The sequence below is a fragment of the Cellulomonas sp. NTE-D12 genome (genome assembly GCF_027923705.1).
Lineage (GTDB): Bacteria > Actinomycetota > Actinomycetes > Actinomycetales > Cellulomonadaceae > Cellulomonas.
The window spans coordinates 2857370-2870838 of record NZ_AP026442.1 but is presented as its reverse complement, the minus strand read 5'-3'; the positions used below and the strand labels follow the sequence as shown (position 1 = coordinate 2870838).

The 13469-nt window shown below is 68.6% G+C and carries 6 protein-coding genes; 2 read left to right on the top strand and 4 right to left on the bottom strand.

Going from position 1 to position 13469, the window contains the following annotated elements:
- The first annotated feature begins 109 nt into the window (after nt 1-109).
- Together QMF98_RS13215 and QMF98_RS13210 are read left to right on the top strand one after the other, a co-directional pair.
- Nucleotides 110-694, top strand: a complete 585-nt coding sequence (locus QMF98_RS13215) for a DUF6978 family protein (protein WP_337973463.1) — start codon at nt 110-112, stop codon at nt 692-694.
- Complete coding sequence (locus QMF98_RS13210; RefSeq protein WP_337973462.1) at nt 691-1515, top strand: DUF1828 domain-containing protein; 825 nt, start codon at nt 691-693, stop codon at nt 1513-1515. The genes QMF98_RS13215 and QMF98_RS13210 overlap by 4 nt, the downstream gene beginning before the upstream one ends.
- A gap of 8 nt (nt 1516-1523) precedes the next feature.
- On the opposite strand, the gene QMF98_RS13205 is transcribed toward QMF98_RS13210, so the two are convergent.
- The 4 genes from QMF98_RS13205 to QMF98_RS13190 all read right to left on the bottom strand — a co-directional run bounded on the left by QMF98_RS13205 (nt 1524) and on the right by QMF98_RS13190 (nt 13469).
- Nucleotides 1524-6137 carry a DEAD/DEAH box helicase gene (locus QMF98_RS13205; protein ID WP_337973461.1) on the bottom strand — a complete coding sequence of 1538 codons (4614 nt, stop codon included), beginning with the start codon at nt 6135-6137 and terminating at the stop codon, nt 1524-1526.
- Entirely contained in the window at nt 6134-9301 is a 3168-nt protein-coding gene (locus QMF98_RS13200; protein ID WP_337973460.1) for a hypothetical protein, read from the bottom strand. Before QMF98_RS13200 ends, QMF98_RS13205 begins: the two co-directional genes overlap by 4 nt.
- Nucleotides 9302-9531: 230 nt before the next feature.
- A complete protein-coding gene (locus QMF98_RS13195) occupies nt 9532-12612 on the bottom strand; it encodes a type I restriction endonuclease subunit R (protein ID WP_337973459.1) in 3081 nt (1026 codons plus the stop codon).
- Complete coding sequence (locus QMF98_RS13190) at nt 12612-13469, bottom strand: restriction system modified-DNA reader domain-containing protein (RefSeq protein ID WP_337973458.1); 858 nt, start codon at nt 13467-13469, stop codon at nt 12612-12614. The genes QMF98_RS13195 and QMF98_RS13190 overlap by 1 nt, the downstream gene beginning before the upstream one ends.

Genomic DNA, 13469 nt, shown 5'->3' with positions numbered 1-13469 from the left:
GGACGCTGCGAGGCTCTTCCAAGTCGACCGCCTGATTCCCATCGCTTGGCCGGTGAGAACGCGTAGTTTCGCGCCATACGGGCGCGCGCTGATGGGGGGCCGGGGGCGGATGAACGAGCGAGCCATACGGGCGCGCCTCGCGAGGTTGCCCAACTTCCGACGATTGACCGACGCGGAGGCTGATCTGCTGCTCGACGACAAGTCGCTCGTCGTGAATGAGCCCGTCCGGTGGGGCGTGTCCCGGTGGGCCGACGTCAATCCAACAGAGTTGCGGATGTCCGTCAGGGTGTTCAACGCGTTCGGCGAGAACCTCAGCATGCGCGGCCGCATCTCGATCGCGATCCCCGAGCGCTCGCACTGGGCGCTGGGTTGGGGTGACAAGCGAGCGGGGGAGTTCCCCGTCGACCTACGTCGACTCGATCTGCGGGACGATCACCAGAACCCGGACGGTGCGCGATGGCGGGGCACGACTCACAAGCATCGATGGTCAAGCCAGGATGGCAACCGATGGGCCTACACGCCCACGGACATCCCTCACGAGTCGATCGGCGAGGGCTCTGTCTGCGACGACGACTACCGTGCGATCTTCGAGTCCTTCGCCGCTGAGTGTCACGTCGAACTCGGCCCGGAGTTCCGGTGGCACGACCCCGAACTGCTTCGACCGACACAGACTGATCTCTGGGAGGTGCCGTGAGCGGATGCACCGAGGCTCTGACCGCGGTCCTCGACGAGGTCGCCAAGAGATCCGGCTGGCGATGCAGGCCTTTGAGGGATGGCAGCACGTCGCTCCTGACGACTGATCGCGTGCTGGTCGACAGTGAGCCGGTCCACATCCTGACTGGACTCCGGCGCGGAGTGGTCGTCCTCAGCGATGGCGGTGAGACGCTCGGCCGCCTCAGCGATCAGGGCTTGGACCTGGCGGACCCAACTCTGGCAGGGCTATGGAACCAGGCCCTTGAGACCTACGGAGTCCAGGCGAGTAGCGGGCGGGTCTTTCTCGAGGCGCCGGTTGATCGTGCGGCAAGCGAGCTCGTCCGGTTCGCCGATGCGTTAGTGGCCCTTGATGGCCTTCGCGTTGCCGCGGTTCCGCTGCAAGGGCGACGCGAGACGCTGGCCGACGAAGTGGAAGACTTCCTCCGGGATCGGCTTAGCGCCGCTCACATCGAGCGATCACCGGTGGTCAAACTGGGCGGCGGGCTCGTGATCCGTCCGACGCTCAAGGTTGAGACGCGCAATAGGTCGGGGATTCTCGTTCAGACGAGCCCGGCGACATCGACCACGCAGTCCTTCGACCACGCCTACGCGCTCTTCGGGCTCGCGCATCGCGGGGGGATCCCGTACGCCAACCGCCTCGTTGTGCTGGGCGGCAGTTATGCGGTGTGGAACCTGGCCAGGCTGAAGGCGCTCTCCGAGGTGGCGTACGTCGGCTTCTGGCGATACCGAGAGCGGCTTGAGGGCTTCCTAGAGGGCGACATCCCAAGCGAACCCCTGCTTGCCCCTCACAGACCCGCCTAGCCGATGGGCTAGACCGTGGGCTGAACCGACGAGGTCGTCGCACTCACCACACTCGTCGTGAATGCGGAGGTGGAGCCGCCGTCGGTCTCGGCTACCGCGAGGACGTGGTCACGGCGAAGCACTTCATGGAAGGTCTGGTTGCGGTAGACGCGCAAGCATCGGTGACAGCTGGTCTCGGGTCCGCAGGAGCACCCCTGGACACGGGCCAGGGCCGCGTCGACGACCGTCGGCAGGGCTTGCGCGATCCGGTGCACGAGACCGGCGCCGCCCGGCACGGCGTCGTAGAGCACGACGGCGTTGTCCCGGCTGGGAAGCACCGTGCCGTCGATGTCGTCACGGGCGATCTGCAGGGCGTCGGCTGCGCCGGCAAGGAGGGCGTAGAGCACGCTCCGGGCCTGGTCGCTCGAGACAACGGGACCGATCTGGAGCGCGAGCAGGTCGGTCTGGAAGCGATGGCCGAGCGCGAGAGAGGTGAACCGGCCCCGGCACGGCCTGCCGGTCATGGGGTGCGGATGCTCACCCGACCTGCGGCCTCGTGAGCCGAGGCTGGAGTTCCCCGCTCCGCAGGTCTCGCAGATCTGGTACATCGCGTGGTTCGGGCCCTCGTTGATGACGCACAAGGTCGCGCGGGTGTGCAGGGTCCAGCCAACGGACCCGATGTGGCTGTCCAGCCGGCCGCTGCCGACCTGCTGGCCGTCGTCCTCCACGTACTGCTCCGACCACCATCCGCCCTGCGGTCGGGTCAGGCCGACCGGGCGCAGCCTTGAGTCAGCGACGAACCCGAACTCTGGCACGACGAACACCTTGCGGGCACCGGTCCGTGCAGCCCCGCACTCGCAGGCGGGGCCGACGTCGTCGAGGTCGACGGTGAGCCTTTCGCACTGGGTGCACACGGCGTAGTGCCGGCGTACGAAGTCCCGCTTGGGGTACCGGTACAGCCCGGCGGACTTCACGAGTTTGCCCCGGGCGACGATCTCCTGGCCAGGGGCGTATTCGTTGATCGCCATCGCTAGGTCCCGGGACAGTTCGAGGGTCGGCGCGACGGGGTCGCTGTCGGGCCGTACCCGCAGCTCGACGGTGTCGACAGGGAAGCCGTACTTGGGCATGACGTTGCGTCGTGCTAGGTAGGCGAACAGCTGCTGGCGCTCCAAGGTGGTCACCACCCGCTTCAGCTGCTCGGCTTGCCGGTACTTCGCGGCGGCGACGACCTCGGCGATCTTGTCCCGGAAGAAGCCGACCTCGTCCCGGTACTCCTGTCCGGCCAGCTCGACGAGCTTCCACATCTCGTCCGGCCACGAACCATCGGCGGTGTCGAGGGCGGCACGCACGGCGGGGGGTAGGACCTCGCGCACCGCTTGCTCGACCGACAACGGCAGCTGTTGCAGGTATCCGTGCAGCTGCTGGTCGCCGGTCGTGCCGGTGCCGTCGAAGAAGTCGCCGGCGGTCCGGTACTCGGTGCCGTCTGCGTCGAACGTGGCGCGCAGGAAGCCGGCCAGGGCTATCGAATGGGCGTGGCGGCGCGCCACCCGGACGTTGTCCTGGGTCACGATCGGGGCACGAACGGTGCCCTGGACCATGGCGACAGGGTCATGGAACATCGCTTGGTCGTGGCTGCGCATCGGGGCGTAGGTCAGTACCAAGGCGGCGCTGTCGGTACGCCGGCCGGCACGTCCTGCGCGCTGGACGTAGTTGGCCGTCGTCGGCGGCACATTGCGCAAGAAGACGGTCTGCAGGTCGCCGACGTCGACGCCGAGCTCGAAGGTGGTCGAGCATGAGAGCACGTTGACCTCTCCAGTGCTGAACTGCTCCTGCAGCCGGCTGGCCACGTCTGGGCCGATCTGGGCGGTGTGTTCCTCGGCTCGCAGGGTCGAGGTGGTCAACGTCATGTAGGTGGAGGCGTAGTGGTCGCGCGGGTCGACCTGGGCCGGCTCGGGCTGCAGCTGTCCGGAGCAGCCCTTGGTGGGGCACACACCCCGCACCCATCGGGCGGACAAGCGCCCGCACAGCCCGCACCGCCAGCGTGGTGCCCCCTGTGCGCTCCAGGACCAGCGGAGGGCGGACGGGTCGATCCGCCACACAGGGCCGCGCTCACGGTCGGTGACGAGGACCAGCCACTGTGGTCCGCTCGGGCCTGACAGGCAGGTCCAGATCTGCTCCAGCAACGCACGGGGGTCCTCGTCCGCCCCCAGGGCGGTCAGCACCCTGGTGAGGTAGTCCAGGCGCCGGTTGGACTGGGCGGCGCCGGACGGAGACCAGGACAGCACTCCCTGGCTCGGTTCGGAGCCGTGCCCGCGCACGTAGGTGGCCCGGTTCCGCGGGGCGAGGTACTCATCGGTCAGATCGATGCTGTCCTCGACGGGGGCGACGGCGCCCTGGGTCCGCAGCGTCTGGGTAAGCACGTCGAGCAACGCCCAGGCCTCCTCGTCGCTGAGGCCCAGTCGGGTCAACGGGCGGGGCGCCGGGCTGGCGGGTGCCGCCAGGATCACGGTGGCCAGGCCGACGCCCTCGAGGCTGGTGCGTTCCCCGCCCTCGAGCATCTCCCGGTGCAACCACAGGCCGACCTCGCGGCGTTCGGTGAAGCCGGTGTCCCGTCCGCTCAGCACTCCCGCGGTCTGGGCGGCGCGGCGGGTGATCGCCGCGACGTCCTGGGTGGACAACTCCTGTCCCGACTCGCTGCGCAAGGCGCGGGCGATCAAGGCGCGGTGCACCAGCCCGGCGTAGGTGTACTGCAGGTAGGGCGCAGCGAACGCGGCCTGCTGGCGCGAGTCGCTGAACATCAGCAAGTGCCGGTCGCGTGCCTGCTCAGCTGGCAGGTTCTGGTAGAGCGCGGTGGCCAGCACCGCGGCGGCGGCGTCCGTACCGGACTGGAAGCGGCGGACCTGGCGGGGACCGCGGGCGCCGCACCCGCGGCACACGTTCAGCTCTTGGCCGGCGTCGATCCGCAGCACGGCCCGTAGGTGTGTGCCGCTGCACGAGAGGCACGTGGTGGCGGTGGGGCTGGCGAAGGTCCCGCAGGTGGTGCACAACGTTGCGGCCTGCGGGTCCAGCGCTGCGGTGGGGCTGGCTGGGTCCTCGTCCTCGTCCAAGCCGGTGGACGGCTCGCCCACGACGACCCAGTGCGTGCGACCTTGGCGGGTGGCGAAGGTCAGGGTCTCCTGGCCGGCGTCCATGATCACCCGGCCGAGTAGGTGCAGCTGGCCGCACTGCTTACAGGCCGCGAGCTCGAACATGGCCGCGGAGCAGTCCGGGCAGTGCGCGTGGCGGGTCAGTCGCACGTGCGGACCACGCGGCGACAAGCAGGCGAACGCGCCCTCGACGGCGCTGGCGAACAGGTGGTACCGCGCCGACAGCACTGGGCTCCCGGTCGAGGTGTTGACGTGGTGACCCAGTTCGACCAGGTCAGCAACGGCGCGCCGCGCCTCGTCTTGGTCGGTGCCGGGGAAGACCGCGCGGGCCAGGCTTCCCAGGGACTCCGGTGCCTCGGCCAGGCGGCGTTGCAGCAGGCGCATCGACGCCTCGTCCTGCAGGTTTCTGCCCGGGTGTGCCCGTCGCCAGGCGTCCGCCGGATCGGGGTCACGGGCCAACGTGGCCAACTGCTCCGGTGACAGCGGACCCCAGGTGTCCGCGCTCGGCAGGGTGCGGCGGGTCGCGGTGATGACGTCACCCGGGCTCGTGGGGCTGGGTTGCTCGAAGGGTGCGCCGAACAGTGCCTGTCCGAAGGTCGCCACTTGGTCCAGGTCGCCACCCACTGTGGCGGACGAGGCCAGGTACTGCAGGCTGGTTCCGGCGACTACGCGCTGCTGAACACGCCGCAGCAGGAGGGCGATCTCGGTGCCCTTCACCCCGTCGTACACGTGTGCCTCGTCCACGACGAGGAACCGCCAGTGCCCGGTGCTGGGCCCCTCGAACAGGTCCATGTCCCGCGGGCGCAGCAGCAGGTACTCCAACATGGCGTAGTTGGTCAGCAGCAGGTGCGGTGGGTTGGTGCGCATCTGCTCGCGGGAGATCATCTCGTTGGGCAGCGGGTCGCGTCCGTAGGTCGTCTGGTACTGGGCCAGGGCGTCCTTGGTCGACTCCTTGGTCTCGCCGGTGTACCGGCCGAAGGTGATCTCCGGGGTCGCGGCCAGCAGCTTGCGCAGTCGTTCCAGCTGGTCGTTGGCCAAGGCGTTCATCGGGTAGAGCAACAGGGCCCGAACCCCTGGGCCGAGGGTGCCCGCCGCACGCTGCCGGGCCAGCAGGTCCAAGATCGGCACGAGAAACGTCTCGGTCTTGCCTGACCCGGTGCCCGTGGCCACCACGAGGTTGCGCCCGTTCAGGGCCCGACGGATTGCCTGCTCCTGGTGCAGATACAGCGGACGTGCGCCGGGCAGCTCGGGTGAGAAGTACCGGGCGAAGCCGGCGCTCAGCACGCCTGCCTGCACAAGGTCAGCCAGGCTCGCGCCAGAGACGAACGGCGGGGTCATCTCCAGCAGCGGCCCGTGCCAGAAGGTGCTCTGCTCGGCCAGCTGCGCGTCCAGCTTGGCGCGCAGCGCCTCATCCCGCAGCGGCAGCAGCGACCCGAGGTACCGCTGGTAGGTGGCGGCGATGGCCGTTGAAGTGGCGACGGGGTCGATCGTGGTCAACGGGTAGCTCCGATCACAGCGGCGTCGGCCCGTACCAGGTCGATGGCGACCAGGTCGGGAGCGTGTCGAGCGAGGTCGGCGTGGACGGACCCAAGGCGCACGGCCTGCTGCCGGGCCGCGCCGTCACGGTGTGCCGCGACGCGGGCTAGCAGCGCCAGGGCGATCGACAGCGCAGGCAGGGCGATGACGCCGTCATGGCTGAGCCGTTGCTGCACGTACGGCCAGAGGGCCGCCTCTAGACCATCACTCGCAAGCGCCTGGCGCGTGCGGTGGATCGCCGGCATGGCGAGCGCGGCGACGTTGGACAGCTGGGCTCGGGCCTGCCACATCCGGTAGCAGGCTGCCACCCGGCTGTCAGCGTCGAGCAGCACCGTGGGCACCGGTGCCAGGTAGTCGTAGGCGAACTTGGGCAGCTCAGGTCGTTCCTCGAACTGTGGCTCGAACCTGCCGGCGCGCATGTCGTCCGGCTGACCACCCCACAGGTCGACGAGGCAGTCGCCGAGCGCTGCCGCCTGGAGCCCGGCGGCAGGATGCGTCACGCCGTGGCGCTCAACTGCGGCGCTGACCGACAGCATCGCCGCGACGGGGCACCGCGCCAGCAACGGCTCGACGAGGTCCGGCCGTTCGGTGTCCACGGCGGGTGCGTGGACCAGCCCGGACTCGGCGAGCGCGACCGTCAGCTGTGAGGTGCTGGCGGTGCTTCGGTGCACCGCCTCCAGACTCATGGGCGGATGCAAGCTCAACAGATGCGCCAGGCCCTGGCGGGGAGAGCCGGTCTTCAGCACGTACGGCAGGCGGGGCAGTGCCAACGCCTCGAGAGCGTGGGCCAGGCCCTGCGGTGTGGGGCTTGAAGCCGACGCGTCGAGTGCGCCCAGCAGAACTGCGGCGACCGCCTCGTCGCCCTCGTCTTCCCGGTCGGCGTGCCAGGCCTGGTCGACATCGAAGACGTCGGCGCCGAGCGAAGGGAACGAGGCGGTTGACGCCTGTGTCCACTCGTCGACCCGTCGCACTTGCACCCGCAGCGGGCCGCGCCCGCGAAGGTCGGCCGGCAGGGCGACTCTGTGCTCAGCGAGGGCTAGGACGCGACCGGGCTCCCACGGTGCCCCCAGGCGATAGACCACCAGTTCCAGCGTCTCGCTGACGGTGAGGTCGACGTCCAGTCGGTCGTGCTCAAGCTCGATCCGCGTCGCCAGCTGCGCCGGTCGGATCGCGCCGATCCGGGTGGGCGGCCCGCCAGCGGTCAAGAACAGCGTTCCCGAACCCTCTTGTCGCACACTGTCCGTCAGCGCCGACAGGTCGAACAGGCAGGCATCTCCCCTCGCGTGGCGGGGCACCACCTCGTGGCGAAGCAGACCCGTAGTGAACGTCACGACCGCCCGCGTTCCGGGCGGTAGTCCTCGCACGTGGATTACAGCCTTGCGCACCTGCTCGGCAGTCAGCGTGACCGGCTGCACGGTCCACGGGCCGGGGACGTCGTTGTCGACCCACGACAGGGCCGTGTGCGGTGGCGTGACAACGAGGGTCAGACCTTCCAGCTGGACGTCGTGAGACATCTGCTCGGGCGAGAACGTCACCGTATGGAGGAGCTGGTCGCCGCGGCTCAGGCGCACCTGGGCAGGAGCCAGGCCGTCGGGCGGGACCAGGCCGCGATGGTCGGGAGTGCTGTCCGCCTCAAGCCCTTCAGCGACGACGGCGCGTCGCGTCACGCCGCGGCCGAGGGGACCTTTGACGCTCACCACGAGGTCGGCGACCAGGGGTCGGGGCTGGCTTCGGAGCAGGTCGACCCGGTGGGCGGTGGCTCTGGTTCGCTCCAGGACGACCCCATCGCGGGTGGAGACCTGCACGACCCAGTCCTCGGGACGGTCCCGCTGTGGCAGCGCGACCGTCGGGCGTTGCACCGTGACGTTGTAGCCGTCCGCGGCGTGCACCCACTCAAGCTCCGACTCGACGATGACGCGTGCTCGGTCGAATCCCGCCACGCGGTGGGCCGGGTACTGATGCCAGTGCACAGCGGTGCCGGGGCTCACCACTGTCTCGCGGCGTGCCCACCGCTCCCACCCGTACGGCAGGTCCAGGTCGTCCCCCACGAAGGCGTTCCCGAGTCCGTCCCGAGGCGGGTCCTCCACCGACCCGGGCCACATCAAGGTGACCGGACCCGCCGGTATCGCCCGTGTGCGCGGAACGAGTTCGCCGTCCGCGTCGAACACCAGCATCGGGTCCTCCGCCTGCACGAGAGGCAGCTCGCTGGCCGCGCCGTCACGCTCGACAGTCACCGTGCGCACCGGTCCGTGCACCTCGACGGTTAAGGGATCTGTCCGCCGTGGCCCGGCGGTCCATGGCGCAACGGCCCTGAACGTCTCCGTTAGCGGGCCTTGATGGACTCGCCACTCCACGTCCCGAGAGGACCCGGTGGGCTGGACGCCCGGGAGCCGTACAACCACGACCCCGTCGTCGTGTAGCGCGAAGCTCGGTCGGGCCTCGCGACGGTCGGCCGAGCGCACCACCCGGCCCTGAGCGGCAAGAAGGGCGAGCCGTTCACGGACCCCACGGGGCAGCACCACATCGCGCTCGTCGACGTAGTCCAGGACCCTGCCGACCAGGTCGGGGGCGAATTCCCCGCCGTACTGCAGGAAGCGAACCAGGGCCTTGGGCTGGGTGGCCAGCGCGCGAGAGTTCAGCCGCGCCCACTCAACGAAGCTGTCACCGGACACGGTGGGGTCGCGTCGGCGACGAGACGTCACGAGGTCAAGAAGCTCGTCGAGGTGGTCCAGCGGGATGCCGCCGTGCAGCAGGACCGGGGTGACCCAGCGCATGCCACCGGCCTCGTCGAACCGAGGCAGGCCGAACCGGTCCAGGCACTCCGGGAAGAAGCGCGTCACGTCCTCTGCTGACCGCTTCGAGCAGTTCAGTGCTTGGGCCACCTTGGCGTAGAAGGTGCCCTCTTCCCAGCTGGCCATCCCCGTCGCGGTGAGACACACCAGGAGGAACGCCGGGTGGTGCCGTGCTACCTCCTGGGCTGGGTTCAGCCTGAGCACACTCCCGAAGACCTCCCGGGCGTGGTCGAGGTCGTCATCGTCGACTTCTAGCTCGGCAACCAAGGACACCCGCCGAAGACCGCTGGACCACTCGAGGTTCTTCTCGTCGGTCCACCGTCGGCTGTCCATCGGCCCGCGCCCCCTAGCCCGCTGCGAGCACCGACTCGATGCGATCGCGCGTCAGCACCCGTCGGGACGGGCTGCTCTGCTCGCCCCGTCAGAGAGGCTAGAGCGCGGGGCATCTGGTACCGCCCGCCGGGACGGGTGAAACGCCGTGGAGGCCGTGTGTCGGCGGTCAAGGGCTGAGTTCGCGGGCGCGCTCTCGGTACCGCCTCTGCACACCTCGCCACCGCTGTACCTCAGTCGAGTAGGTAGTGCGCCTCGATGTACGCCACGGTCGAGTCGAAGGGTTCACCCACCGGCCGCAACAAGTACTTGCGGAAGACCGCAGCAGCGGCGCGGCGGACGCCCCGGCCGCGATCCTCGGTGTTGTCCCAGCTCCGGGCAAGCGTCCGCTTCACGACCTGGTCGATCTCTTCAGCAAGGTGCCGTGCAGTAACGGTCATGCCCTTCGGCTGGTGCTCAGTGATGATGCGAGTGAGGACACCGATGTGATCGGCGTCGGCGACCAACGGCTCGTCCTTGGATTGCTGCGCCTGGACGATACTCTTCGCGATCTGGAGCGCTTCCGTGAGGAATTCCAACGTGTCGACGGCGTTCCGAATCACCCGCTCTCGCAAGGCCCGGATCCGCTCTGCCAGGGCGACATACTTAACGGACCGCTCGTCGACCCCGTGATCAAGGGCGTCCTTGATGCGGTCGAGGATCTCCTTCGCCGACGGAGGCTGGGCGTCGGTGTCGACCGGGACGTCGGGCGTGATGGTGACCATGAGTTCGCGCAGGATCATGAAGCCCTGCTGGTCGAGCAGGAGCGCCTCGCCCTGTGCGGACGCGACCTCGAAGTCGTGCACGTGAGTGTTGATGATGGCCAGCACCTGGGGCCCGAGCTCGGCCAGGCGGTGCCGGCGCTCCTCGTCCGTGGACTGCTTGAACAGGGTGACGTAGACGGCACCGAAGAGGGCGAACGTGTCGTCGTAGCGCGCGACGCGCGCGTCCTTCGAGACGTACGGGTACAGCTTGGCCAGCAGCCGGTAGTCCTTCTTGAACTCCTCCGCGGCATCCGGGTGCTCGTCGAGGAAGGTGTTAATGGCGCTCAGCGCGGCGAAACGCGCAAGCGCGCCGTCGTCACCGTGGATGTCCACCCCGCCTTCAACGAGGACGTCCTCGATCCGGTCGATCGTGGTCCGGAACCCAATGACGAGCTCGCTCATGCCGGTAATGAACGACTTCTTGGGGCCGGTGCCGTCGAAGGCCGGGTCGATGACCGCACCCTGGACCTGCTCGGCGAGCCCGATGTAGTCGACGACGGCGCCCTGAGTTTTGACGAAGCCGCTGGGCGAGACCCAGGTGCGGTTGGGCCGGGTGATCGTCTGGTACAGCGTGTGCTTGGTCAGCGGCTTGTCGAGGTACAGCACGCCCTCGTTGGGCGCGTCGAAGCCCGTCAGGAGCTTGGCGGTGACGACCAGGAAACACAGCGGGTCGTCGGGAGTCAGGAACCGACGCTTCTGGTCTTCCTCCACCGCCTCGGTCATGTGGTGCCGGCGCATCGCGGGGTCCTCATCCTTGGAGTCCGAGACCGAGACGTTCACCTCGGCGGCGATCGCCTCGTGGCGCCCCACCTCGGCGAGGATCTGCTGGGCGCCGTAGCCGGCCAGGATCTCGTTGATCTTGTTGGTGTACGCCACGGCCAACTCGCGGTTGTAGGCGACGACCTGCGCCTTCATCTCGTTGCGGTAGGCGGTGGCCAGGTAGTGGTCGACGATGTCCTGGCACACCTCCTCCACGCGCTCGGGATTGGAGAACAGGGAGGTGAGCCGGCCGAACTTGCGGGACAAGGTCTCCTTGTCCACGTCGTCCAGCTCGTTGGCCTCGGCGAACTTCCCGAACTCATCCTCGAGCCCATTGGTGTCCGTCTCGAACTTGACGGGGTGCGGCTCGAACAGCACCGGGACGGTCGCCTCGTCGGCCAGGGAGCGGGTGGCCCCGTAGTAGTGGAGCACCCGCTTAGGGTCCGAAGGGTCGCCGAACAGAGCGAAGGTGTCGGTGTTCAGGTTGGCCACGGGCGTGCCGGTCATCCCGAAGAACTTCGCGTTCGGCAGCGCGGACCGCATCTGCCCTGCCAGCGACTCGGTCTTGGCTGACTGGGTCCGGTGCGCCTCGTCGACCATTACCACGATGTTCGAGCGGACCGACAGGCTCTGGCCTGCCTCGGCGAACTTGTGGACCGTCGTCGAGATCACGCCGCGCACGCCGGTCGCCAGCAGCGCTCGGAGCTCGGCGCTGGTCTCGGGCTTGTGGAAGAACTGGTTGCCTAGGGCGCTGACGAACACCCCAGAGGTCTGGCGGACCAGTTGGGTGCGGTCAGACAGCAGGATGATCGTCGGCGAGGCCGTGCGGGTGTCGTTCAGCAGCAGCGAGGCCGCGAAGATCATCAGCAGCGTCTTGCCGGACCCCTGGTGGTGCCAGATCAGCCCACAGTCCCCTCCGGACACGACCCGGTCGTGGATGAGGTGGGCCGCCTCCTTCTGCGGATACCGCGGCAGGTACTTGATGTCCACGCCGTCACCGGCGGTGTCGAATAGGCAGAAGTTGGCCAGGATGTCGAGCACGTTGGCAGGTGCGAGCAGCAACTGCACGGACCGCGCGACGTCGGCCATCCCGGACAGCGCCTCGTCGTCGGCGGTGGACCGGAACGGCTGCCACTTGTTGACCGGTGCGAGGGCCGCGCCGAACCGTAGCTTCACACCGTCGGAGGCGACGCAGAACACGTTCGGCGTGAAGAACCAGGTGTACTCGGCGGCGTAGACGTTGTTGATCTCCGTGGCGGCGTCGGCCCACGAGCTGTTCGCCGTCGGGGATTTCGTCTCGACAACAACGACCGGCAAGCCGTTGACGTAGTACACGAGGTCGAACCGGCGGGTGGTCGCCCCCGACACCGCGATCGACACTTCATCGGAGACCACGAGTGAGTTGGCGCCCCACTTGTCGAAGTCAACGAGCCGCAGCGTGTGGAGCTCGTCGTCGCGGTTACGGGCCTCGATGCCGCCGCGCAGCAACTTGAGCACCCGCTCGTTGGAGGCCACCAGGCCGCCCTCGACCTTGCTGACCGAGGCAACCACCGCATCGACGATCGCGTCCACATCGAAGTCGTCGATCACCCTCACGTTGAGGCGAACCACCGCATCCCGCAGGTACGGCACAACGACCGTCTGCGTGCGCTCACGGGGCAGCTCGCGCCCGGCCACGTACTTCCACCCGAGCGGGATCGACCAGTCGATTAGCGTGTTCTGGAACTGCTTCTCGGGTACGCCGCCGACCATCAGTCCGCCACCTTCATGATCTCCGCCAGGTAGCGAGCCCGCACGGTTGCTAGCGGCACCTTGCCGCTCGGTTCTTCGACCGCCCAGAAGGCCCATCCGTTGGCGGCGCCACCAAGCTTGACGACCGTCGCAGCGGTCGACGGGTTGGGGTAGGTGATGCCGGCGAACTCGACGCCGTCGGCGACGACGACCGCGCGGGCGGGCCAAGCGCCGTTCGTCGAGACCAGTGGCGTACCGACGGACAGTGCCCCTGCGGTGATCATGTCGGCCAGGGCTACCCCGTAGTGGCGCTTGCCGCTTGGCTGCTGCGAACGCCGACCATCGAGGATGGCGGACGAGTCGTCGGCCGGAGCGGCGTCGTACCCCAGGAGCCGCAGCAGGCGCCGGATCGGTGGGACGGCTTGCTCCAGCATGTTCCGCTCGAACAGCGGCAGCGTCTCGTCACCGGGCCGGTTGCCATTGTGCAGTCGGGCGAATTCGGAGGACTGCATGAGGTCGTACAGGCGGCCCTCGAGCCAGCCCACCTGGGCCGAGTTGAACCCGTGAGTCGTGTCCCGTTGGATAATGACGACCCTCGTCCAGTGGTCCTTGGTCTTAATGTGCGACATCAGACGCGACCGCACCCCGCCCGGCGCAGCCTTGCCGACGTACGTTCCGAAGGCTCCCTCGGAGTCGTGGGGGTCGAGCAAGATGTAGGTCCCCGGCTGGTCCCACTCGACTCCGAGTCGTGTGATGCCCGCCCGCTCGACGACCGCGAACCGCAGCGCCGCGCTCTGGTCGTAGATGACCACCGGGTCAGCCACCGTCTCCGGCAACAACACCTGGAACAGAAGCAGATCCACCTGCGTGTTGGCCAT

Excerpts from the sequence above, each read along its gene's own strand:
- QMF98_RS13200 (WP_337973460.1), bottom strand. The coding sequence starts at position 9,301 with ATGGACAGCCGACGGTGGACCGACGAGAAGAACCTCGAGTGGTCCAGC.
- QMF98_RS13215 (WP_337973463.1), top strand. The coding sequence starts at position 110 with ATGAACGAGCGAGCCATACGGGCGCGCCTCGCGAGGTTGCCCAACTTC.
- QMF98_RS13190 (WP_337973458.1), bottom strand. The coding sequence starts at position 13,469 with ATGGCCAACACGCAGGTGGATCTGCTTCTGTTCCAGGTGTTGTTGCCG.
- QMF98_RS13195 (WP_337973459.1), bottom strand. The coding sequence starts at position 12,612 with ATGGTCGGCGGCGTACCCGAGAAGCAGTTCCAGAACACGCTAATCGAC.